The organism is Streptomyces sp. E-08 (assembly GCF_049913095.1).
Classification (GTDB): Bacteria; Actinomycetota; Actinomycetes; order Streptomycetales; family Streptomycetaceae; genus Streptomyces.
Window position 1 is genome coordinate 3,095,666 of record NZ_CP183971.1, and the last position, 22,274, is coordinate 3,117,939.

Consider the following 22,274-nt stretch of genomic DNA (forward strand, 5'->3'; position numbering starts at 1 on the left):
AGTCCTTCGCGCAACACGGGGCGACGTGTTCGCGACATCGGGGCGAGTCCTGGGTGAACGCGCGCCTCCGTGCGGCCCCGCTCAGTACCGGTCGAGGATGAGCTGCGTCTTGAGGATGTCCCCGTGGTACAGCCAGCCGTGGGCCTCGGCGACGGCGATGGCGTCCGCGTGCAGGTCGGCGGCGTCGGCGTACGAGTCGGTCTTGAAGGACAGCTCGACGACGTACTCGGTGCCCGTGCCGTTCGCGCCGACGACCGGGAGCACCTCGATGCTCGCGTCGTCGGAGGGGCCCCAGGCGCCGCCGTACACCTGGGCGGTGACCGGTCCGTGGGCGCGGGAGGCCTGGAGGGTGGTCTTGCCCCAGCCGGTGGTGTTCCAGTCCTGGAGCTTTCCGGGGATGTCGTTGACGAGCCAGGTGCGGCCGGTGGTGCTCGTGGGCAGGGCGGTGCCGGAGTAGCCGCTGGCGCTGTGGCTCTTCTCGTTGGAGAAGCTGAGGGTCTGCTTGGCGTAGCCCCAGTCGACCTCGGCGTCGTAGTTGGTGTCGCCGCTGTCGAAGCCGGCGGCGTCGGCCGTGGTGAGGGCGGCGTCGATGTCGCCGTTCGTGACGGGGAAGCGCTTCTTGTACGTCTCCTCGAACGACGAGCCGCTCTTGTGGCGGAGGCGGACGCTCCAGCCCTGCGCGTCCAGCGCGAGCGCGTCGGTGTCGTAGTAGCTGTACGAGCGGGCCTTGGCGGAACCGGTGATGCCGAAGGCCGACCTGACCGCCGTGCTCGGCGCGGAGTTCGCGTCGAGGGCCGCCGCGGTGAGGTTGATCTTCACCTCGTACGTGGGGACGGCGTTGCCCGCGGCGTACGCCGGCGAGGACGGGGCGAGGAGGGCGGCGGCGACGGCGAGGGCGACGGCCGAGCCGGCGGTGGCCGGGCGCGTGACACGGGGCAGGAAGGTCATGCCCCGATGCTCACGACCGCGGGTGAGAACCGGGTGACCCACGGACGTGGCCCGGGTGAACCGGACGGGACGGGAAGGCCCCTACCGCAGCAGCAGGTTCGTGCCCACGTCGTCCGGGACGCCCTCCCGGACGGGGGTGCTGTCCCGGTCCGGGCGGTGTGCGCCGGGGATCGGGGTGGGGGTGGTGCGGTGGAGGAGGACCGTGCCGTTCTCCTGCCACGTCTTCGTGTAGCCGTGGGCGAGGAGGAGGTCGATGCGCTGTCGCTGTTCGTCGGTGGAGGCGAAGGGGAACGTCCGGTCGTTCACGCGGAGGAGGACCCAGTCCGCGCCGCGTGGGGTCCCGTCCGCGATGACCACGTCCGTACGGGCGGTCAGGCGGGGCGCGACGGTGTTGTCGGCCTCCACCGTCGCGCCGTCGGGGATGAGCGCGGCGGCCGTGGCGAGGGGGCGCCTGTCCGGGGAGGGCCGCCAGGCGTCGGGGCGGACGAGGAGGTTCAGGCCGAGGGCGACGGCCGCCGCGGAGGAGAGGGCGACCGCGGCGAGCGCCCACGGCCGGACGCGGCGGCGCGCGTGCAGCCGCGCCAGGGTCTCCAGGGCCGCCGTCAGGAGGATCGGCCACAGGAAGGCGTCGTAGTGGTTGATCACCGGCCAGTGGTTGGGGTTGTCGGAGAGGAGGCGTTCCGCGAGGAGGGGGACGGCGAGCAGGAATGTCGGGGAGCCGAGCGGGAGCAGGGCGAGGGTGCCCAGGATCCAGGCGGCCATGGCGACCTTGACGAAGGGGGTGACGGCGACCTGGAGCAGCACCCAGGGGGCGGTGAGGACGTGGGCGAGGGCGTCCCCCGGGTCGGCGCCGAGGCGTCCGTACGACCAGTAGTAGCCCTCGGGTCCGCCCATCGCCGGCAGGAACCAGCAGAGGGCGAGCGCGGACACCAGCGGTCCGGCCAGGGCGAGTACGGCGCCCGTGGCACGGCCCGCGCGGTGTCCGGCGCGGTGGGCGCGGACCGCGAGGACGAGACCGTACGCGCCGACGACGAGGCCCATGTCCTCCTTGGCCGTGCACAGCAGCGCCGCCCAGAGGGCGGTCGCGCCGTAGCGGTGGGCGAGTCCCCGTTCCAGCATGAGGAGGGTGAACGGCACCGCGAAGGCGACCTCGTGGAAGCCGTTGTAGGAGGCGTTGAGGAGCGGCCACCCCAGCGCGTACACGAGTCCGCCGAGGTCGGCGGCCCGGCGTGCGGCCCGGGGCGTCGCGTCCGCGAAGGCGTGCCGGGCGATGCGGCGGACCACCGGCACGCCCGCCGCGAACAGCGCGGCCTGCGCGAGGATCAGGGTCCGCGGGTCGTCCCACAGCCAGTAGAGCGGTGCGAGGAGGGCGAGCGCGGGGGTGAAGTGGTCGCCGAGGAGCGAGAAGCCGGGCGGGAACTCGTGGTGGACGTTCTTGATCGGCGACCTCGGCAGTTCGAGGTGGGCGTACGCCCGCACGGCCTGGTCGAAGATGCCGAGGTCGAAGCCGGTGGCCCGCAGGGCCGTCCAGGACTGGAGCCCGAGGGCGGCGCACACGAGGAAGCAGAGGGCGGTGAGGGCGACGCCCCGGCCGGCCAAGGGCTTCGTGGGCGCCGCCGTGTCCCGTCCGCCCGGGGTGCGCGGGCCCGGCACCCGAGTGATGCTCTCGCCGGGCGGGCGGGTCGATATGTGTGGCGGCGCGTTCCCCATGGCCACGACCCTACGGTGCGTGTCCGGGCGGCCGGGGAGGCAGAATCGCGCCATGGTCATCACCGCGCGCGCCCTCAACCGCTCCACCCTGCACCGGCAGTTGCTCCTGGAGCGGGAGCCGCTCGGCGTCGCGGAGGCGGTACGGCGGGTGGTGGGCCTCCAGGCGCAGCATCCCGGTTCGCCGTACGTGGCGCTGTGGAACCGGGTCACGCAGTTCGAACCGGAGCACCTCGACGGGGCCGTGAGCGGCTTCGAGTTGGTCAGGTCGACGCTGATGCGGCTCACGCTGCACCTGGTGCACGCCGAGGACTACCGGGCCTTCCGGGAGGGCATGGAGCCGACGCTGCGCGGTTCGCGGCTGCACGATCCCCGCTTCACGGCGGCGGGTTTCACGGCCGCCGACGCCGACGCGCTGCTGCCCGGCCTCCTGGCGTACGCGGAGAGCACGCGGACCGGGGCCGAGCTGCGCGAGCACATCGCGAAGGGGCGGGGCGAGCCGGTGGAGGCCGTCGTCTGGCGGATGGTGCGGCAGTACGCGCCGCTGTGGCACGCGCCGACGGGCCCGCCGTGGTCCTTCGGCACCAAGCAGGCCTTCGTCACGGCGCGCGAGCTGCCGGTGCTCGGTGACCCGGAGGCGTCCGCCGCCGGTCTGGCCGTCCTGGTCCGGCGCTACCTGGAGGGCTTCGGGCCCGCGTCGATACCGGACATGGCGCAGTTCACGACGGCCCCGCGCGGTCTGGTGCGCGAGGCGGTGAAGACCCTGGAGGGCGAGCTGGAACGCCTGGAGGGGCCCGGCGGGACGGTGCTGTACGACGTACCGGGGGCGCCCCGGCCGGACGGGGAGGTGCCCGCACCGCCCCGGCTCCTCGCTATGTGGGACAGCGTCCTGCTGGCCTACGCGGACCGGGGCCGGGTCATCCCGCCCGAGTACCGCAAGCTCGTCATCCGCGTGAACGGCGACACGCTCCCGACGCTCCTCGTCGACGGGTACGTGGCGGGGGTCTGGCGGCCGGTCGAGGGCGGGATCGAGGTCTCGCCCTTCCATCCTCTGGCCGCCGCCGACTGGGAGGCCGTCGGGGCGGAGGCCGCGCCGCTCGGGCGGCTGCTCGCGGCCCGGGACCCGCACGTCTACCGCCGCTACGACCACTGGTGGGTCAAGGGGCTGCCGACGGTCGAGTCCCGGGTGCTGGCCTACTGACCGGCCGTCAACGCCTTCAGGGCGATGTTGAGTCGGAGGACGTTGACGCGGGGTTCGCCGACGAACCCGAGGATGCGGCCGTCGGTGTGGTCGGCGACGAGCCTGTCGACCCGGGCGACGGTGAGGTGGTTCTTCTCGGCGACCCGGTGGATCTGGAGCTTCGCGTACTCCGGGGAGATGTGCGGGTCCAGGCCGGAGCCGGAGGAGGTGACGGCGTCGGCGGGGACGTCGGAGGGCTTGACGGTGTAGCCGTTCACCGAGTTGTCCTTGATCACGGCCGCCTTGGCGTCCTTGACCCAGGCGATCAGGTCCGCGTTGTCGCCGGAGCGGTTGGTGGCTCCGGAGAGGATCAGCCTGTACCGGGTGTTGACGCTGTTGGCGCCCAGGCCGTTGGACGGGCGGGGCTGGAACCAACGGAGATCCTCGTACGTCTGGCCGATCAGCTCCGAACCGACGACCTTCCCGCTCGCGTCCTTCACCTCGGAGCCGTTCGCCCTGCCGGGGAACGCCGCCTGGGCGATGCCGGTGACGGCGAGGGGATAGAGGACGCCGCAGATCACGGTGAGGACGAGGAGGGCGCGCAGGCCGGCCCAGAGCACGCGGCCCGTGTTCACTGCCGAGTTGTTCATGGTCATCAGCCGATTCCGGGGATGAGGGAGAGGAGCAGATCGATGATCTTGATGCCGACGAACGGGGCGACCAGGCCGCCGAGTCCGTAGACGCCGAGGTTGCGTCGCAGCATCGAGTCGGCGCTCGACGGCCGGTAGCGCACGCCCTTGAGGGCGAGCGGCACCAGGGCGACGATGATCAGCGCGTTGAAGATGACGGCGGACAGGATCGCGGACTCGGGCGAGGCGAGGCCCATGATGTTGAGCCTGTCGAGCGACGGGTAGGCGACGGCGAACATCGCGGGGATGATCGCGAAGTACTTCGCCACGTCGTTGGCGATGGAGAAGGTCGTCAACGCGCCTCGGGTGATGAGGAGTTGCTTGCCGATCTCGACGATCTCGATGAGCTTGGTCGGGTCGGAGTCGAGGTCGACCATGTTGCCGGCCTCCTTCGCGGCCGACGTGCCCGTGTTCATCGCGACGCCGACGTCGGCCTGCGCGAGGGCGGGGGCGTCGTTGGTGCCGTCGCCGGTCATCGCGACCAGTTTCCCGCCGGCCTGCTCACGCTTGATGAGGGCCATCTTGTCCTCGGGCGTGGCCTCGGCGAGGAAGTCGTCGACACCCGCCTCCTCGGCGATGGCCTTCGCGGTCAGCGGGTTGTCACCCGTGATCATGACCGTCTTGATGCCCATGCGGCGCAGCTCGTCGAACCGCTCCCGCATGCCCTCCTTGACGACGTCCTTCAGGTGGATGACACCGAGGACCCGGGCACCCTTCTCGTCCTCCACGGCCACGAGCAGCGGCGTACCGCCGGCCTGGGCGATGGCGTCGGTAACGTCCTGGGCATCCTTGGCGACCTCGCCACCGCGTTCCTCCACCCACGCCACGACCGAACCGGTCGCCCCCTTGCGGACCTTCCGCCCGCCCACGTCCACGCCCGACATGCGGGTCTGGGCGGTGAAGGCGATCCATTCGGCGTGGGCCAGCTCGCCCTGGTGACGCTCGCGCAGCCCGTACTTCTCCTGGGCGAGGACCACGATGGAGCGGCCCTCGGGGGTCTCGTCGGCGAGCGAGGAGAGCTGGGCGGCCTCGGCGAGCTCGGCGGCCGTCGTACCCGCGACCGGGACGAACTCCGAGGCCTGCCGGTTGCCGAGCGTGATCGTGCCCGTCTTGTCGAGCAGCAGCGTCGACACGTCACCCGCGGCCTCGACCGCGCGGCCGGACATCGCGAGGACGTTGCGCTGCACCAGCCGGTCCATGCCGGCGATGCCGATCGCGGAGAGCAGCGCGCCGATGGTGGTGGGGATGAGGCAGACCAGGAGCGCCGTGAGGACGATCATCGACGTCTGCCTGTCGGCCCCGGCGTAGATCGCGAAGGGCTTCAGCGTCACCACGGCGAGCAGGAAGACGATGGTGAGGGACGCCAGGAGGATGTTGAGGGCGATCTCGTTCGGCGTCTTCTGCCGGGCCGCGCCCTCGACCAGGTTGATCATCCGGTCGATGAACGTCTCGCCGGGCTTCGTCGTGATCTTGATGACGACCCGGTCCGAGAGCACCCTCGTACCGCCCGTGACCGCGCACCGGTCGCCGCCGGACTCGCGGATCACGGGGGCGGACTCGCCGGTGATCGCGGACTCGTCCACCGAGGCGACACCCTCGACGACGTCACCGTCGCCGGGGATGACGTCGCCGGCCTCGCAGACCACCAGGTCCCCGACGCGGAGCTCGGTGCCGGGCACGCGCTCCTCGTTCGTGCCGGTGATCCGGCGCGCCACGGTGTCGGTCTTGGCCTTGCGCAGGGTGTCGGCCTGGGCCTTGCCCCGGCCCTCGGCGACGGCCTCCGCGAGGTTGGCGAAGACGGTGGTCAGCCACAGCCAGGCGGTGATCGCCCAGCCGAACCAGTCCCCCGGGTTCATGACCGCCAGCACGGTGGTGACCACCGAGCCGACGAGCACCACGAACATGACCGGTGACTTGATCATCACGCGCGGGTCGAGCTTCCTGATCGCGTCCGGGAAGGACGTGACCAGCTGCTTCGGGTCGAACAGCCCGCCTCCGACGCGTCCGGTCCCGGCCGGTCGGCCTTCGGGCGCCCCCGACTGCGGGGGCCGGGTGGGAGTGAGGGTGCTCATGCTGCGAGTCCTTCGGCGAGCGGTCCAAGCGCGAGGGCCGGGAAGTAGGTGAGACCGGTGATGATCAGAATCGTGCCGACCAGCAGGCCCGTGAACAGCGGCTTCTCCGTCCGGAGCGTGCCCGCCGTCTCCGGCACCGGCGTCTGCTCGGCGAGCGAACCCGCGAGGGCGAGGACGAAGACCATCGGCAGGAACCGGCCGAGGAACATCACGATGCCGATCGTGGTGTTGAACCACTGCGTGTCCGCGTTCAGGCCCGCGAAGGCCGAACCGTTGTTGTTCGCGCCCGAGGTGTACGCGTAGAGGATCTCGGAGAAGCCGTGCGCGCCGGAGTTGGTCATGGAGTCCGCCGGCGTCGGCAGGGCCATCGCCACGGCGGTGAAGCAGAGCACGAGGGCGGGGGTGATCAGGATGTAGCAGGCGGCGAACTTGATCTCGCGGGTGCCGATCTTCTTGCCCAGGTACTCCGGGGTGCGGCCGACCATCAGACCGGCGATGAACACCGCGATGACCGCCATGATCAGCATGCCGTAGAGGCCGGAGCCCACACCGCCGGGCGCGATCTCCCCGAGCTGCATGCCCAGCATCGTGATCCCGCCGCCGAAGCCGGTGTACGAGGAGTGGAAGGAGTTCACCGCGCCCGTCGAGGTGAGCGTGGTCGCCACCGCGAAGATCGACGAACCGCCGATCCCGAACCGGGTCTCCTTGCCCTCCATCGCGCCGCCGGCCAGGTCGAACGCCGGGCCGTGGTGGGCGAACTCCGTCCACATCATCAGCGCCGTGAACCCGAGCCAGACGGCCGCCATCGTGCCGAGGATCGCGTACCCCTGCCTGATCGAGCCGACCATCCGCCCGAACGTCCGCGTCAGCGCGAACGGGATCACCAGGATCAGGTAGATCTCGAAGAGGTTCGACAGACCGTTGGGGTTCTCGAAGGGGTGGGACGAATTGGCGTTGAAGTAGCCGCCACCGTTCGTGCCCAGCTCCTTGATGACCTCCTGCGAGGCCACCGCACCGCCGTTCCACTGCTGCGAACCGCCCGCGAACTGCCCCACCTCGTGGATCCCGGAGAAGTTCTGGATCGCGCCGCAGGCGACGAGCACCAGCGCGCCGATCACCGAGATCGGCAGCAGGACGCGGACCGTGCCCCGGACCAGGTCGGCCCAGAAGTTGCCCAGCTCACCGGTACGGGAGCGGGCGAAGCCCCGCACCAGGGCCACCGCGACCGCGATGCCCACGGCCGCCGACACGAAGTTCTGCACGGCCAGACCACCGGTCTGCACGACGTGGCCCATGGCCTGCTCGCCGTAGTACGACTGCCAGTTGGTGTTCGCCACGAAGGAGGCGGCCGTGTTGAAGGCCTGGTCGGGATCGATCGACACGAAGCCGAGCGAGCCCGGCAGGGAGCCCTGCACCCGCTGCAGCAGGTAGAGGAAGAGGACACTCACGGCGGAGAAGGCGAGGACCCCGCGCAGATACGCCGGCCAGCGCATCTCCGTGTTCGGGTTCGCGCCGATCGCCTTGTAGATCCACTTCTCCGGCTTGTAGTGCTTCTCCGAGGAGTACACCCTCGCCATGTGGTCACCCAGCGGCCGGTACGACAGACCCAGGGCGACGATCAACGCCAGAAGCTGGAGGACTCCAGCGAGAACGGGACTCATCCGGACCTCAGAACCTCTCCGGCTTGACGAGGGCGAGGACGAGATATCCAAGCAGGGCGGCCGCGACCAGCAGGCCGACGATGTTCTCGGCACTCACAGCCTGGCCACCCCCTTGGCGATGAAGGCCACCAGCGCGAAGACCGCGATCGTGGTGACGACGAAGGCCACGTCGGCCATCGTGAGCTCCCGGATGCAGGAAGAAGGAAGAACGGATTCTCGGACGAGATGAGGAAACCGCCTTCCGGCCACCTCGCCGCCGCCGTTGACGTGCCCCTAACGCCGCCAATGCCCGTCTTGATGCCTTCTCTACGCGATGCCCTCCCCATTGCCAGTCCTCGGGAACGGACATATCTTCGAGCCGACACCTACGGACCGGGATGCTCGTCAGTCCCGGGGCGGTCCGCCGTTCACGGGCCGGACGGCGGGGAGCGCACCTCCAGGACGACGGAGGGGGCTAGACGCCGGGCGTACGGGATATCCGTATCCACGTACCCGCAGGAGCTGAGCAGCACATGAGCAAGCACGTCCTCGCCCAGAACCAGTACGGCAAGGCCGAGAACCGCATCGTCACGGTCACCCGCAAGGGCAACGACGGCGCGTGGCACGAGATCCGCGACCTGAACGTGTCGGTGGCGCTGCGCGGCGAGTACCGCCAGGTCCATCTGACCGGCGACAACGGCAACTGCCTGCCGACCGACACCACCAAGAACACGGTCTACGCCTTCGCCAAGGAGCACGGCGTCGAGTCCCCCGAGGCCTTCGGCATCCTCCTCGCCCGGCACTTCGTGTCCTCCCAGGCCGTGATCCACGAGGCGCAGATCCGGATCGAGGAGTACGCCTGGGAGCGGATCTCGGTGCCCTCGCGCAAGGAGCAGCACTCCTTCGCGCGCAAGGGGCAGGAGGTCCGCACCGCGCAGATCACGTACTCGGAGAACACCGGGCTCCAGGTCCTGTCGGGCCTGAAGGAGCTGACCGTCATGAACTCGACCGACTCCGAGTTCCACGGCTTCATCAAGGACGGGTACACGACGCTCCAGGAGGCGTACGACCGCATCCTGGCGACCAAGGTGACCGCCCGCTGGGCGAACTCGGCCTCGGCGGCGGCGGACGCGGGGCACGACTGGGACGCCTCGTACGGGAAGGTGCGGCGTCACATGCTGGAGGCGTTCGCGGAGACGTACAGCTACTCGCTCCAGCAGACGCTGCACGCGATGGCGGACCGGGTCCTGGACCACGTCTCCACGGTGAACGAGGTCCGGCTCAACCTGCCGAACAAGCACCACTTCCTGGTGGACCTGGAGCCGTTCGGGCTGAAGAACGACAACGAGGTGTACTTCGCGGCCGACCGGATGTACGGCCTGATCGAGGGCACCATCCACCGTGACGGCGTCCAGCCGGTGATCGCGACCAGCGACTGGATCACCGCCTGACCCGGTGGGTCAGGCGAGCCCGGCCGCCGTCTCCACTCCCAGCCATACGGCCGCGAGTCCGGCGGCCAGGCTCCCGGTCACGTTCAGGGCCGCGTAGCCCTTCGCCCCGTTCTCGTACAGCCGGAACGTCTCGTACGAGAAGGTGGAGTACGTCGTCAGCGCCCCGCACAGGCCCGTGCCGAGCAGCAGGTGGGCCTGGGCCGAGGAGACGCCGGTCAGCAGTCCGAGGACGAACGAGCCCACGACGTTGACGAGGAAGGTGCCCCACGGGAAGACCGATCCGTGGCGGGCCTGGACGGCGCGGTCGGTGAGGTAGCGCAGGGGTGCGCCGACGGCGGCCCCCACCACGACGAGCAGCCAGTTCACGCGTGCCTCCCCCGGCTCCGCACGAGCAGCCGGGCCGCGGTGACGCCCGCCCCGACGGCGGCGAGGGCGGTGAGCAGCGTGCCGCCCAGATAGAGCAGGCCCCGCGCCGGGTCGCCCGCGCTCAACAGGCGCTGGGTGTCGAGGCTGTACGTCGAGAAGGTGGTGAACCCGCCGCAGAAGCCGGTGCCGAGGAAGGGCCGGAGCAGCGGGTGCGGGGCGGTCGTGGTCTCGGTGAGGAGGACCATGAGGACGCCGAGCACCGCGCAGCCGGTCGCGTTGACCGTGAGGACCGTCCAGGGGAAGGCGCCGTCGGGGGTCGGCCAGACGAGCGAGGCGCCGTAGCGCGCGACCGCGCCGATGCAGCCGCCGGCGGCGACCACCGCGACGACCGGCAGTTCCTTGCGCAGCCCCATGCGCCCCAGGTTACGAGAGGCCCGCGGGGCGCCGGGACGGTGGCGGGGTCAAGGCGAGGCGCACAGGCGCGGACCCCGGCCTGGGGCATTAACCGGGGTCCGGCCCGTGCAGCCTCGCTCTGCGATGGTCCGGCCACTCCCTGCGACGGGTCAAAGCGGGGCCGGCGAGTCTGTCAGATCCCCCCGCGGGGTATGGCGGGGGCACCGCCGGGGTATTCCAGGAGGCCATGTCGGGGGTTCATGACGGGCCTCCCGCACGGCGGTGGCAGGGCTCTGACCTGCGGCGACACGAGGGGAGGTGGCCGGGCCACCATCCGGCGGCCGATTCGGGTGCCGGGTACACCTCCTCCCGGCGGGCGGGTCCGGGCGACGCTGGTGCAGCAGCGGGAGGGAGCTGCTCAACCTTCGGGCAGGAGTGTCGTGAGTACATCCGTCGCAACAAAGCGCAGGGCCGCCACCGGGACCGTCTCCCCGGCCGTGCCCCTGGGCGTCGTCAGGTCCTCCGGCGGCGCGGCCGACTCGCGCGAGGACGTCTACGCCGAGCTGTGTGCCGCGCTGTTCTCCGGCTTCCCGCGGCGCGACCAGCGCCTGAAGGCCGAGCAGTACCTGCACGGTCTGCTCACGGCGCACGGCCGCAAGTCGATCCGGAACATCGCCGCGCAGATCGGCGGGCCGGCGGCCGAGCAGAGCCTGCACCACTTCGTCTCCAGCTCCACCTGGGACTGGCAGCCCATGCGGGCGTCGCTCGCCCGGTACCTGGAGCGGAACAGCTGCCCGCAGGCCTGGGTGGTGCGTCCGATGCCGATCCCGAAGGCCGGGGAGCACTCGGTGGGCGTGGACCGGCGTTTCGACCCGGAGCGCGGGCAGGTCTTCCACGGGCAGCAGGCCTTCGGTGTGTGGTTCGCGAGCGACGAGCTGAGCGTGCCGGTCAACTGGCGGCTGTTCCTGCCGGACCCCTGGGTGAACGACCGGACGCGGCGCGACCGCGCGGAGGTTCCCCAGGAGGCCGGCGAGGAGACCCTGGAGGAGTGCGCGGTCGCGGCGGCGCTCGACACCGCCCGCTGGTCCGACGTCACCCGCAAGCCGGTGCTCCTCGACATCCGGGGCGGCGCGGGACGGGCGGCCCTGACGCGGCTCGCCGGGGCGGGCGTGCCCGTGGTGGCCCGGATCAACCCGGGCTCGCGGCTCGCGATCGCCGACCGTTCGCTGCCGGGCTTCGGGGCGGGTCCGCTGTCCGCCGTGCAGATCCTGGAGTCGCTCAAGGGCCTGCGCAGGCCGGTGAGCTGGGTGGACACGGTGGCGGGGGCGCGGACCTCGCGGACCTCGCTGGCGACGGCCGTGCGGGTGGCGCTGCCCGCGCCGGGCGGGGAGCGGATGCGTCCGCTGGTGCTGCTCGGCGAGTGGGACGACCCGCGCCGGGCGCCGGCCCGGGTGTGGGTCAGCGATCTGACGGGCTCTCCGGTGGGTTCGCTGCTGCGGATCACGAAGCTCGGCCGCCGGGTGGAGCGGGACTTCGCCGAGGTCGGCGAGGGGGCGGGCCTGCGGGACTTCGTGGGCCGTTCGTTCCGCGGCTGGCACCGTCACATCACGCTGGCCTCGGCGGCCCACGCGGCGACGGTCATGGCCGGCGGCTGGGACGCGGCGTACGACACGGGCTACGTCTCGGGCCGTTCGGCGAGCTGACGGCCACGCGGGTCCGGCGGGCCGTGCGGGTCACGCCGGTCCGGCGGGTCCCGCGGGGCCCGCCGTCGCGCGTCCGCGGGCCAGGACCTCCCGGGTGCGCTGGAGGCGCAGCGCCAGCTGGACCTCCAGGACCTGGCCGGGCTTCTGCCATTCGGGGCCGAGGAGTTCACCGATCCGTTCCAGGCGGCGGGAGACCGTGTTGGGGTGGACGTGGAGCGCCTCGGCCGCGTTCGTGGGGCTGCCGCCCGAGGCGAAGTACGCCTCCAGGGTGTGGGTGAGGTCGGTGAACCGCTCGGCGTCGTAGTCCAGTACGGGCCCGATCGCGGCGTCGACGAAGCCGTCGACGTCGTTGTCGTCGGAGAGCAGCAGCCCCAGGAAACCGAGGTCCTGCGCGGAGGCGGCGGAGCCGGTGCCGCCGAGCGCGCTCATCGCGTCCAGGCAGCGCCCTGCCTCCTGGTGGATCCGTCCGACGCCGTCCGGGCTCTGGGCGGGTCCGGCGGCGGCGACGGACACGGGGTGTCCGAGCAGCGGGGACAGCTCGGCGGCGACGGCCTTGGCCGCGGCCGAGGCGTCTATGCCGGGGAGCAGCAGCACGATGCAGCCGCCCTGCACGGTCTTGAGGCCGGAGAGGCGGTACGCGTAGGAGGACGCCCAGACGACCGCGCGGCCCTGCTCGCCGCCCTCGGGCCGGGCGAGCACGAGGACATGGGGCCTGCCCAGGTCGACGCCGAGGCGGCGGGCGCGCTGGGCGATCTGCTGCGGGGCGTGCGGCGGGTCGGCGATGAGGTCGTCGAGGAGTTCGTCGCGGACGGGTCCTTCGGCGACGGCGGTGGAGCGGCGCATCAGGAGCAGGAAGGCGACGGACTGCGCGGCGAGTTCGAGGAGGCGTTCGTCCTCGCCGGTGAGGCTTCCGGCGGCGCGGACGACGAGGCCGCCGAGGTCCTCGGAGCCCGCGATGACGGGCGCGACCCAGGTGTCGTCGGCGGCGAGGACCGGGCGGCGGCGGGCGTGGGCGTCGAGGGAGGCCTTGGCGACGGCCTCCTCGTCGAGGCCGGGGATGTCTCCGGCGGTGGCGAGGGGGCGGCCGCCGGGGTCGCGGATCAGCACGGTCGCGTCGAGGGCGTCGGCGGCGGCCTTGGCCACGTTGCACAGGTCGCCGCCGGCGAGGACGAGGTTCATGATGCGGCCGTGGGCCTCGCTGACGTGCCGCATCCGGGTGAGGCTGGTGCGCACCCGGGAGCTGTCCCGCTCCAGTTCGGAGACCTCGGCCCGGGTGCGGTCGAGGAGGCCGGCCTTCTCGACGGCGAGGGCGGCGAGGTCGGCGAGCCCCGAGAGGAGCGCGATCTCCTCGGAGGTGTGGTGGCGGACGCGCCGGTCGGCGCCGTAGAGGGCGCCGATGACGGTGTCTCCGCTGCGCAGCGGCGCGGCCACGATCGCGTGGAGGCCCTCGGCGCGCAGGGCGGACTCGGCGGTCTCGTCGAAGGCGGGGGCGTGGACGCCCGCGTCGAGGGAGCCGGAGGGGGCGAAGCGCTCGTCGGCGAGGTAGTCGGCGGTCCAGACGGGTTCGCCGTGGAGCTGGACGGCGCCGCCGAGTCCGTACCCCTCGGCGATCCGGAGTCCGGGGGTGAGGCGCGGGCCGGGGCCGGTGGCGGCGCGGGAGCCCTCGGTGGTGTGGACGTAGCAGGCGCCGTGCGGGCCGCGCAGGGTCACGTAGGCGAGGTCGAGGCCGAGGATCCGGCGGGCGCGGCGGGTGATGACGCGCAGGAGGCTGTCGAGGTCGTAGGAGAGCGTGAGGTCGCGGGTGGTGTCGGTGAGGGCGGTGAGCGCGGCCTCGCGGCGGGCGTCGCGCGCGCGTCCGGTGTGGACCTCGCGGGCGAGTCCCACGGCCCGCTCCAGGCGGTGGAGTTCCCCGCCGGTCAGTCCGTTCGCGCGGGCCTCGTCGAGGAGGTCGTCGAGGCGGCCGTGCGGTGCCTGCCGGGCGAGCAGTTCGAGGACCGTGAGCAGCGCGTCGGCACCACCGGCTCCGTCCGCGCCGTCCATCGTCATGGCCCCAACCCCCATAGTCGAGCGAAATCGGGCACCTCGGAGGAAACCCGTACTGCTCGCCGAAAGTAATTCGGCTTCGGGAGTCGGTCAACGGTGAGTTGCCGCACTTCATTCCCTCGTGACGGGCGGTCACCCCGCCGGTCGGCCGCCGGACGGCCGCCCGAGGTCAGCCGACGGAGCCCGCCGGGACGAGCCGCTCGCGCGCCGGACCGTACCGCGCCGTGCCGTACTGGGCGGGGACGTAGGCCGCCGGGACGTGCTGGGTGGGGATGTGCTGGGCGGGGATCCGCGGAGCGTACACGGGCCGGCCGGCCGTGTCCCGTACGGCCAGGACCGAGCGCTGGAGGCGGCGGAGCCGCGCCGAGGGTTCCATGGCGCTCTCGGCCTTGAGGTGCACGCGCAGCCGCTCGTACACGACGAGGGCCTCGTCGTGCTGTCCGCAGCGGAGGAGGGCGACCATGAGGTGCGCGTGGAGGGGCTCGTTGGTGCGGTAGCGGGCGACGAGTCCGGTGAGTTCGGAGACGAGTTCGGCGTGCCGGCCGAGGCCCAGCTGGGCCTCCATCCACTGGTCGAGGACGCTGAGCCGGGAGGTTTCGAGGCGCTCGATCTCCCTGCGGAGCCGGGGTCCCGCGGCGACGCCGGCGTAGGGTTCGCCGCGCCACAGGGCGAGTGCCTCGCCGAGGCGGAGCGCCGCCCGGGACAGGTCGCCGGCCTCCATGGCCCGGTAGCCGGCGCCGGCCGCGCGCTCGAACTGCCAGACGTCGTTGACGCCGCCGCCGGTGTCGAGCCGGTAGCCGCCGGGCTGGGAGACGAGTATCGCGTCGGCGCTGCGCCGGTCCGACCAGCCGGGCCGGGGCTCCGCCGGGTCGGTGTCGCGCAGGGCGCCTGCGATGAGGGACCGCAGTTCGGCTATGTGCGCCTGCAGTTCGGCGCGGGCGCCGCGCGGCGCGCCGGACGGCCACAGTTCCTCGGTCAGGACCGTCACGGGGACGACCTGGTCGGCGCTGGCCGTGAGCAGGGCGAGCAGCTGCCGGGGTGCGGCCGCCGTCGGAGTGATCGACACCCCGTTCTCACGTACCGACAGTCCCCCCAGAATCCGGACGTCCACCTTGCCCCCTCATGCCTGTGCGGTGTCTGCGCGCGGGATGACTCTCGATGATTAGAAAAGACCCCCGTAGGCATGTCAATAAGAAACCGGAGGGTACGGAATGACGGTCCCGGATATCGTGGTGATTCACCCCGTTTGTCCGTAAATCTGAGCGTCGTGTTTCCGTCAGTGGCGGAGATCTTGTGTATGCCGCAAGCTGTTTCCGGACTCGGGGGTACGCTTTCGAAGGGTCCATGCGGATGCGAAGGGGGTCCACACCCGCGAGATCACGCCAGAAACCGGCACCGCGGTACGGTTCCCCCGCCCGCTAGAGCACGGCGGCGGCGGTGAGCAGCCCGAACGCGACGGTGATCAGGGCCGTGCGGACGCGGTGGAGCGCGTTCCAGCGCTGCTCGAAGGCGGCCCGGACCGCGGAGGCGCCGCCCGCCGGGTCGTCCGCCGGGGCCCGCTCCGAGGACGCGAGGGCGTTGTTGAGCGGGACGTTCCCACCGATGGTCACCAGGTGGTTGAGGACCGCGCAGACGAGCCCCGCGAGGACCAGCCACTTCTGCGTGTCCGTGCGCCCGTCCTCGGGGACGAGGAACGCGGCGGCGGGGAAGGCGACGACGCCGAGGAAGACCACGAGGAACACGGGCTTCGGCACGTACTCGTTGATCCGGCGCATCGCCGTGACGAACTCCGGGTCCGTCAGGCGGGCGAGCGCGGGCATGATCCCGGTCTGGAAGATCAGCATGAATCCGGCGTAGAGCCCGGTGCATCCGACGGCGAGGGCGAGCAGCAGGGTGGCCATGCGGCCATTCTGACCCGCCACCCGCCCCGGACGTCAGCTGTACGGATCACCCGACCTCAACTCGCCCTCCCGGGAAGGACTCTCACCTTCCCGGGGGCCGAGCAGACCGGAGGCCCTGCGGATCGCGTCGGCCAGCTCGCGGACCACCGCGGAACCCGACCGGTCGGCGATCGCCCCGGCCCGCTCCGTGAGCGCGCCGAGGCCGGGCGCGCCCGGCAGGTCGCCGCCGCGCAGGGCGTCCGCGAAGTAGGCGGCGATCGCCGTCAGCTGGAGGCTGTCGTGACCGTCGCCCCAGATGTCGCCGGTCAGTGCCGCCGTCCCGACCGTGCCGGAGCGCTCGTGCGGGGCCCGGGTGGCCGGGTCGAGCCAGCGGACCGTCGCGGTGGCGAGCGGGCCGGCCGCCCCGGGACGCGTCTTGACCGCGTAGAGCGCGGTGACGGTGTGACCGGCCCCGACCTCACCGCCGTCCACCCGGTCGTCCCGGAAGTCCTCGTCGGCGACCGCCCGGTTCTCGTACCCGACGAGCCGGAACCTCTCGACGGTCCCGCGGTCGAAGGCGACCTGCGCCTTGGCGTCACGGGCGCGCAGCTCCACCTGGGCGGGCAGCTGGTCGACGAACACCTTCCGGGCCTGCGCCGGGGTGGAGACGTACGTCGTCTGCCCGTCGCCCTTGTCGGCGAGCCGCTCCATGAACGCGTCGCCGTACTCGCTGCCGACCCCGACGCCGAAGAGCGTGATCCCGTACTCCCTGCGCTCCTCGTCGATGCGCGCGAGGATCGGATCGGCCTCGGTGTCACCGGTGTTGGCGAGCGCGTCGGAGAGGAGCACCACCCGGTTCGTGGCGCCCTTCCGGTGGCCGGCGACGGCGACGTCGTACCCGGCGCGGACACCCGCCCCCACATCGGTCGACGCGCGCGTGGCGAGCGCGCCGACGACCTCGCGGATCCGCCCGCGGGCGTCCCCGACGCGGGTCATGGGCAGTTCGGTCCTGGCCTCGTCGCTGAAGGTGACGAGCGCGACCGAGTCGTCGTCGCGGAGCTGGTCGGCGAGCAGCCCGAGGGACTCCTTGACCAGGTCGAGCCGGCCCGGCTCGTCCATCGAGCCGGAGACGTCGACGACGAAGGTGAGGGCGGCGGGCGGGCGTTCGGCGTTCCGCTCCGCGCCCCGGGTGGCGAGCCCGACCCGGACCAGGGACCAGCCGTCGCGGCCGGCGCGGGCTCCGTCGACGGTCACGCTGAATCCGTTGTCCTCCGGCCGGGGGTAGTCGGGGCGGAAGCTGTTGACGAACTCCTCGGGGCGCACGGTCGCGGGATCGGGCAGCCGGCCCTCGGCGAGGGTGCGGCGGGCGTAGCCGTACGAGGCGGTGTCCACGTCGAGGGCGAAGGTGGACAGATAGTCGGGGGCGGGCGCGTCGGAACGCCGCTCGTCCTCCTGGGGTGGGGCGGTGCCGGTGCGCCCGCCGTCGGGGGCCGCGCCGCCCTTGGGCGCCCGGGCGCGGCTCTCGTCCGAGCCGCTCACGCCGCCGCCCGTGCCGCCGCCCGCGCAGCCGCCGACGGCGAGGCCGGCCGCGAGCAGCGCCGCGATCACGGCCGGGAACCGGGCTCCGCGGCGCCGGACCGCCGGCCTGTCGTGTCGTTCCATCTCATCTCCCCCTCTTCGTAGGGCACTTGTGAATGTGACGAACGAGAGGCCCGCGGGGAGCCGTCGAAGGAGTTGCGGATGGATCTCGATGCGGCAACGGCGACAGGGGTGAAGCGGGGTGGCATGGATTCGCCATCCTTCTCAACAGGGGTTGTCACCGTGTGCAGTCACATGCGTACATGGAGTGGACATCGATCGCGCGGGGGTGGTCAGCGGTGGCAGAGAGCGCGGGCTCCGTGATGCTCGCCCGTTCGGCGATGAACCGGGCCGCGACCGAGGGACAGCGGCCCGCCGGACGGCCGGTCCGGGGTGCGCGGCGCATCAGCGCCGCACTCGCCGGGCTGGCCGCCTCCACCCGGCACGAGCTGCTGACCTTCGACGACCCGGTCGCCTCCGCGGGCTTCGCGATCCCCGAGCCGTTCCTGGAGCTGGCGGGAGCGTGCATGCGGGCCGCGGTGGAGCGGGCCGAGGAGGTCAGACGGATCGTCCCGCGGCATGCGCTGCCCCGGCTCGAGGGAGGGCTCCGGATCCCCGGCCGGGCCCGCCTCGCGGAGGCCATCCCGTTCAAGATGATCCTCGTCGACCGGACGGTCGCCGCGATCCCGCTCGATCTGGAGCTGCTGTACAACGGGCTGCTGCTGATCCGGGACCCGGTCGTGGTGCAGGCCCTCGTCCGCGCCCATCACGCCTGCTGGGCGGCGGCCGAGGAGCTGACGTACGCGCAGCCGACCCCGCCGCCGCCCCGCGATCTGCCGGCGCAGCTGCGCCCGGTGCTCGACGCCCTCCTGTCGGGGGTCACGGACGAGACGGCGGCCGCCCGGCTCGGCATGTCCGCGCGGACGTACAGCCGCAGGGTGGGCGACCTGATGGCCGCCCTGGGCACGACGAGCCGCTTCCGCGCGGGCGCGGAAGCGGCTCGGAGGGGGTGGTTGTAGGACCTGCTCCTGGTTGCAGGACCCGCTCCTGGTTGCAGGACCCGCTACGACACGATGTCCTTGCGGGCGAAGCCGCGGAAGGCGAGTGCGAAGAGCACCAGGGCGTACGTCAGGGAGATCGCCGTGCCCTTCACCATGCCGCCCCACTCCAGCTGGGGCTGGAGCGCGTCGATCCAGGCGAACTGCCAGTGCGCGGGCAGGTAGTCGCGCCAGTCGCCGAGGGCGGTGACGGCGTCGAGGACGTTGCCGACGATCGTGAGGCCGACGGCGCCGCCCACCGCGCCGAGCGGGGCGTCGGTGCGGGTGGACAGCCAGAAGGCGAGCCCGGCGGTGACCAGTTGGGAGGCGAAGACGAAGGCGACGGCGATCCCGATCCTGAGCAGGGCGTCCCCGGCGGGCACCGAGCCGCCCGTCGGCAGCCGGAGCGGTCCCCAGCCGTAGGCGACCGTGCCCGCCGCCAGGGCCACGAGCGGCAGGAGGACCATCGCGGCCGCGCTGTAGCCGAGGGCGACCGTCAGCTTGGAGGCGAGGAGCCGGGAGCGCGGGACGGGCGCGGCGAGCAGGTACCGGAGGGAGGACCAGCTCGCCTCGGAGGCGATGGTGTCCCCGCAGAACAGCGCGACGGGGATGACGAGGAGGAAGCCGGCCGAGACGAAGAGGCAGGTCGCCGCGAAGTTGGCGCCGGAGGCCGTCGCCGTGTCCATGAGGGTGATGCGGCCGTTGCGGTCGCCGTCGCCGGAGCCGCCGATCGCGAAGGCCGCGATCAGGACGAACGGCAGGGCGACGAGGATGCCGCCCATGACCAGGGTGCGCCGGCGCTTCCACTGGCGGAGGGCCTCGACGCGCAGGGGCAGGGTGCGTCCGGGCCGGTAGCCGGGGGCGCTCGTCGAGGTGGTGGCCGGGGTGGTCGTGGTGGTCACGCGGCTCCTCCGATCAGGGTCAGGAACGCGTCCTCCAGACGCCGGTGGGGGCCGACGCCGGTCAGGGGCACGTCCAGGCGGACGAGTTCGCCGATGAGGGCGGTCGGGTCGGTGCCGTCGAGGCGGACCAGGATCCCTCCCTCGGTGCGGGTCGCCGCGCCGATGCCCGGCAGGGCGTCGATCTTCTCGACGAGGGCGTCGTCGATCTCCCCGCCCAGGCTCACCAGGAGGGTGGAGCCGGAGCCGGTGATCTCGGCGACCGGTCCGGCCTGCACGAGTCGGCCCCGGTCCATGACGACCAGATGCGTGCAGGACTGCTCGACCTCGGCGAGGAGGTGGCTGGAGACGATGACGGTCCGGCCCCCGGCCGCGTACCGGATCATCACCTCGCGCATCTCGCGGATCTGCGGCGGGTCGAGCCCGTTGGTCGGCTCGTCGAGGATCAGCAGGTCGGGCAGGCCGAGCATGGCCTGGGCGAGGGCGAGGCGCTGCCGCATGCCCTGCGAGTAGGTGCGGACGGCGCGTTCGAGGGCGCCGCCCAGGTTCGCGATCCGCAGGGCCTCGTCGACGTGGGCGTCCTCGGCGGGACGGCCGGTGGCCTTCCAGTACAGGTCCAGGTTCTCCCGGCCGGACAGGTGCGGCAGGAATCCGGCGCCCTCGACGAAGGCGCCGACGCGGGAGAGGACCGGGGCGCCGGGCCTGATGGCCTGGCCGAAGACCCGGATCTCGCCCTCGTCGGGGGTGATGAGGCCCATCAGCATGCGCAGGGTGGTGGTCTTGCCCGCGCCGTTAGGACCGAGGAGACCGAGGACCTGGCCCTGCTCGACGCGGAAGGACACCTCGCGGACGCTGTACCGGTCGCCGCCCTTGTACTTCTTCGACAGGCCGGTGATCTGGAGGGGTACGGCGGCGAGTTCCGGGTCGGGCGCGGGGGCGGCCGTCCGGCGGCGGGCGGTCAGCAGCAGCGCGGCGGCGCCGGCGAGGCCGAGGAGCGGCAGGCCCCACACCCACCAGGGGAGGGCGGCGGCCTGGGTGGCGAGGCCGGGCGCGGTGGGGACGGTGAGCGGGCCCGCGACGGCGACGGTGTAGCGGGCGGGGACCACCGGGGAGGCGTAGCCGAGGTCGGTGGCGGCGACGACCAGCCGCAGCCGGTGCCCGGCCTCCACCTCGTGGTCGATCGCGGGCAGGGTCAGCGTGACGCTCTTCCCGGCCTTGGCGCCCTCGACGCGGACGGGGGCGACGAGCTGGGCGGGCAGCACCTGCTGCCGTCCGTCCGGCCCGACGTCGTACACCTTGGCGAAGAGGACGGCGGAGCCGTCGGCGGCGGTGGAGGTGACCTTGACGCGGACGGTCGGCGTGCCGGTGACGCGCAGGGCTCCGGCCTGCGGCTTCGCTTCGAACCGGGCGTGCTGGCCGGGGAAGTCGAGGGAGAGTCCGACGCCGAGGGAGGACAGGCCGGACAGTCCGCCGCCGAGGCCGGGGACGGCCGAGACGGCGGGGGGTGCGGCGCCGGGCGGGTTCGTGAAGGTCTGCGGGGCGCCGCCGAGGGCGAGGTCCGTGGTGCCGGAGGTGAGGCCCGGGTAGCGGCCGGCGGTCGCGGCGCGCAGGGTGGCCCGCCCGTCGGTGGAGTCGACGCCGCCGGTGCGGCTGACGCGGAAGGCGGGGCCGGTGTCGACGGAGGTGTCGCGCTTCAGCCAGCGGTCGAACCAGGTGGTGACGCGGCGCTCGACGCGGTCGGTCTCGCGGTCGCCGCCGTCGTGGCCGCCGGCGATCCAGTCGACGGCGACGGGGGCGCCGTTGGCCGTGAGGGTGCGGGCCATGGCGTCGGACTGGGCGAGGGTGAACAGCGAGTCGGACTGGCCCTGGACGAGGAGGGCGGGCACCTTGACGCGCGCGCCGACGGCGGAGGGGCTGCGGGCTTCGAGCAGGGCGCGGGCGTCGGCGTCGGGCTTCCCGGCGACGGCGACGCGCTGGTAGAGGGAGCAGAGCTCGGCGGTGAACCGGCCGCAGGTGTCGCCCGTGGCCGGGGAGCCGCCCCGGGCCGGGGAGCCCGTCGAGAAGAAGATCCCGGCCCAGAGCTTCTTGAAGACGCCCTGCGGGAAGAGGGCGTCGGCGAGGTTCCAGTACGTGATCTGAGGGGCGATCGCGTCGACGCGCGGGTCGTACCCGGCGGCGAGCAGGGAGATCGCGCCCCCGTAGGAGGCGCCGGTGACGCCGACGCGCGGGTCGCCGGGCCTGTCGAGGAGGACCTCGGGGCGGGCGGCGAGCCAGTCGATCAGCTTCGAGACGTCCTTGACCTCGTGGTCCGGGTCGTTGAGCCCGATCTCGCCGGTGGAGGCGCCGAAGCCGCGGGCGGACCAGGTGAGGACGGCGTAGCCCTCGCGGGCGAGGCCCTCGGCCTGGGCGCGGACGTCGCCCTTGGAGCCGCCGAAGCCGTGGCCGAGGAGGACGGCGGGGCGCCGTCCGTCGCCCGCGCCGGTGAAGTACGAGGTGTCGAGCCGTACCCCGTCGACGTCGAGCATCCGGTCCGCGCGGTGCACGGGCGGTGGATCGTCCTGGGCGACGGCGGTCCAGGTGCCGGCACCCGCGAGGACGGCGAGCGCTGCGGTGACCGCGGCCCACCGGGGAAGTCGGAGTCGCATGGCGTCGAGCCTAAGCGGCGCCGCCGCACGGCACGGCTGCCCA

Annotated in this window: 18 protein-coding genes; 4 read left to right on the plus strand and 14 right to left on the minus strand. The window is 72.7% G+C overall.

Features of this window, described 5'->3' with window-relative positions:
• Positions 1-81: 81 nt before the first annotated feature.
• Both ACN9MM_RS14100 and ACN9MM_RS14105 read right to left on the minus strand, forming a co-directional pair.
• A complete protein-coding gene (locus tag ACN9MM_RS14100) occupies positions 82-948 on the minus strand; it encodes a hypothetical protein (RefSeq protein WP_426363945.1) in 867 nt (288 codons plus the stop codon).
• Positions 949-1,029: 81 nt separating this feature from the next.
• On the minus strand, positions 1,030-2,601 hold the full coding sequence (locus ACN9MM_RS14105; RefSeq protein WP_426363946.1) for a DUF2079 domain-containing protein: 1,572 nt from the start codon (positions 2,599-2,601) through the stop codon (positions 1,030-1,032).
• 109 nt (positions 2,602-2,710) lie between these two features.
• On the opposite strand from ACN9MM_RS14105, the gene ACN9MM_RS14110 reads away from it, so the two are divergent.
• Positions 2,711-3,856, plus strand: a complete 1,146-nt coding sequence (locus ACN9MM_RS14110) for a winged helix DNA-binding domain-containing protein (protein WP_426363947.1) — start codon at positions 2,711-2,713, stop codon at positions 3,854-3,856.
• Here ACN9MM_RS14110 and ACN9MM_RS14115 read toward each other — a convergent pair.
• The 4 genes from ACN9MM_RS14115 to kdpF are packed head-to-tail and all read right to left on the minus strand — an operon-like array spanning position 3,850 to position 8,354.
• Entirely contained in the window at positions 3,850-4,485 is a 636-nt protein-coding gene (locus ACN9MM_RS14115; RefSeq protein WP_426363948.1) for a potassium-transporting ATPase subunit C, read from the minus strand. The genes ACN9MM_RS14110 and ACN9MM_RS14115 overlap by 7 nt on opposite strands.
• Before the next feature lie 5 nt (positions 4,486-4,490).
• Positions 4,491-6,596, minus strand: a complete 2,106-nt coding sequence (gene kdpB, locus ACN9MM_RS14120; RefSeq protein WP_426363949.1) for a potassium-transporting ATPase subunit KdpB — start codon at positions 6,594-6,596, stop codon at positions 4,491-4,493.
• Complete coding sequence (gene kdpA / locus ACN9MM_RS14125; RefSeq protein ID WP_426363950.1) at positions 6,593-8,257, minus strand: potassium-transporting ATPase subunit KdpA; 1,665 nt, start codon at positions 8,255-8,257, stop codon at positions 6,593-6,595. Before kdpA ends, kdpB begins: the two co-directional genes overlap by 4 nt.
• 7 nt (positions 8,258-8,264) lie before the next feature.
• A complete protein-coding gene (gene kdpF, locus ACN9MM_RS14130) occupies positions 8,265-8,354 on the minus strand; it encodes a K(+)-transporting ATPase subunit F (RefSeq protein ID WP_033204243.1) in 90 nt (29 codons plus the stop codon).
• A 415-nt stretch (positions 8,355-8,769) separates the two neighbouring features.
• Here kdpF and pucL point away from each other — a divergent pair, with 415 nt between their 5' ends.
• Positions 8,770-9,687: a factor-independent urate hydroxylase gene (gene pucL / locus ACN9MM_RS14135; RefSeq protein WP_426363951.1), complete on the plus strand. Its 918-nt coding sequence runs from the start codon at positions 8,770-8,772 to the stop codon at positions 9,685-9,687.
• A 9-nt stretch (positions 9,688-9,696) separates the two neighbouring features.
• Here pucL and crcB (ACN9MM_RS14140) read toward each other — a convergent pair whose 3' ends face one another.
• Together crcB (ACN9MM_RS14140) and crcB (ACN9MM_RS14145) are read right to left on the minus strand one after the other, a co-directional pair.
• The gene (crcB, locus tag ACN9MM_RS14140; protein ID WP_426363952.1) at positions 9,697-10,053 is read right to left on the minus strand and encodes a fluoride efflux transporter CrcB; all 357 of its coding nucleotides are present in this window, start codon (positions 10,051-10,053) and stop codon (positions 9,697-9,699) included.
• A complete protein-coding gene (gene crcB, locus ACN9MM_RS14145; protein WP_426363953.1) occupies positions 10,050-10,466 on the minus strand; it encodes a fluoride efflux transporter CrcB in 417 nt (138 codons plus the stop codon). Before crcB (ACN9MM_RS14145) ends, crcB (ACN9MM_RS14140) begins: the two co-directional genes overlap by 4 nt.
• Before the next feature lie 477 nt (positions 10,467-10,943).
• Between crcB (ACN9MM_RS14145) and ACN9MM_RS14150 the strand changes: the two genes are divergently transcribed.
• Positions 10,944-12,149, plus strand: a complete 1,206-nt coding sequence (locus tag ACN9MM_RS14150; protein ID WP_426368739.1) for an IS701 family transposase — start codon at positions 10,944-10,946, stop codon at positions 12,147-12,149.
• A 30-nt stretch (positions 12,150-12,179) separates the two neighbouring features.
• On the opposite strand, the gene ACN9MM_RS14155 is transcribed toward ACN9MM_RS14150, so the two are convergent.
• The 4 genes from ACN9MM_RS14155 to ACN9MM_RS14170 form a co-directional block, all read right to left on the minus strand.
• Positions 12,180-14,195, minus strand: a complete 2,016-nt coding sequence (locus tag ACN9MM_RS14155; RefSeq protein ID WP_426363954.1) for a helix-turn-helix domain-containing protein — start codon at positions 14,193-14,195, stop codon at positions 12,180-12,182.
• Positions 14,196-14,361: 166 nt separating this feature from the next.
• Entirely contained in the window at positions 14,362-15,303 is a 942-nt protein-coding gene (locus ACN9MM_RS14160; RefSeq protein ID WP_426363955.1) for an AfsR/SARP family transcriptional regulator, read from the minus strand.
• A 307-nt stretch (positions 15,304-15,610) separates the two neighbouring features.
• Positions 15,611-16,093 (minus strand): DUF1772 domain-containing protein, encoded by a 483-nt coding sequence (locus ACN9MM_RS14165; RefSeq protein ID WP_426363956.1) that lies wholly within the window; start codon positions 16,091-16,093, stop codon positions 15,611-15,613.
• Positions 16,094-16,126: 33 nt separating this feature from the next.
• On the minus strand, positions 16,127-17,734 hold the full coding sequence (locus tag ACN9MM_RS14170; RefSeq protein ID WP_426363957.1) for a YfbK domain-containing protein: 1,608 nt from the start codon (positions 17,732-17,734) through the stop codon (positions 16,127-16,129).
• Between the two features lie 215 nt (positions 17,735-17,949).
• On the opposite strand from ACN9MM_RS14170, the gene ACN9MM_RS14175 reads away from it, so the two are divergent.
• Positions 17,950-18,669 carry a DNA-binding response regulator gene (locus ACN9MM_RS14175; RefSeq protein ID WP_426363958.1) on the plus strand — a complete coding sequence of 240 codons (720 nt, stop codon included), beginning with the start codon at positions 17,950-17,952 and terminating at the stop codon, positions 18,667-18,669.
• A gap of 44 nt (positions 18,670-18,713) precedes the next feature.
• Here the strand turns inward: ACN9MM_RS14175 and ACN9MM_RS14180 are convergent, their stop codons facing one another.
• Both ACN9MM_RS14180 and ACN9MM_RS14185 read right to left on the minus strand, forming a co-directional pair.
• Complete coding sequence (locus tag ACN9MM_RS14180; protein ID WP_383662187.1) at positions 18,714-19,589, minus strand: ABC transporter permease; 876 nt, start codon at positions 19,587-19,589, stop codon at positions 18,714-18,716.
• Positions 19,586-22,231: an alpha/beta fold hydrolase gene (locus ACN9MM_RS14185; RefSeq protein ID WP_426363959.1), complete on the minus strand. Its 2,646-nt coding sequence runs from the start codon at positions 22,229-22,231 to the stop codon at positions 19,586-19,588. The genes ACN9MM_RS14180 and ACN9MM_RS14185 overlap by 4 nt, the downstream gene beginning before the upstream one ends.
• Positions 22,232-22,274: the final 43 nt, after the last annotated feature.

Bases quoted from the DNA above. Each gene is read 5' to 3' on its own strand.
- ACN9MM_RS14110 (WP_426363947.1), top strand. From the start codon at position 2,711: ATGGTCATCACCGCGCGCGCCCTCAACCGCTCCACCCTGCACCGGCAG.
- ACN9MM_RS14100 (WP_426363945.1), bottom strand. From the start codon at position 948: ATGACCTTCCTGCCCCGTGTCACGCGCCCGGCCACCGCCGGCTCGGCC.
- kdpA (WP_426363950.1), bottom strand. From the start codon at position 8,257: ATGAGTCCCGTTCTCGCTGGAGTCCTCCAGCTTCTGGCGTTGATCGTC.
- kdpB (WP_426363949.1), bottom strand. From the start codon at position 6,596: ATGAGCACCCTCACTCCCACCCGGCCCCCGCAGTCGGGGGCGCCCGAA.
- ACN9MM_RS14165 (WP_426363956.1), bottom strand. From the start codon at position 16,093: ATGGCCACCCTGCTGCTCGCCCTCGCCGTCGGATGCACCGGGCTCTAC.
- crcB (WP_426363953.1), bottom strand. From the start codon at position 10,466: ATGGGGCTGCGCAAGGAACTGCCGGTCGTCGCGGTGGTCGCCGCCGGC.
- ACN9MM_RS14185 (WP_426363959.1), bottom strand. From the start codon at position 22,231: ATGCGACTCCGACTTCCCCGGTGGGCCGCGGTCACCGCAGCGCTCGCC.
- ACN9MM_RS14115 (WP_426363948.1), bottom strand. From the start codon at position 4,485: ATGAACAACTCGGCAGTGAACACGGGCCGCGTGCTCTGGGCCGGCCTG.
- ACN9MM_RS14155 (WP_426363954.1), bottom strand. From the start codon at position 14,195: ATGACGATGGACGGCGCGGACGGAGCCGGTGGTGCCGACGCGCTGCTC.
- pucL (WP_426363951.1), top strand. From the start codon at position 8,770: ATGAGCAAGCACGTCCTCGCCCAGAACCAGTACGGCAAGGCCGAGAAC.
- ACN9MM_RS14170 (WP_426363957.1), bottom strand. From the start codon at position 17,734: ATGGAACGACACGACAGGCCGGCGGTCCGGCGCCGCGGAGCCCGGTTC.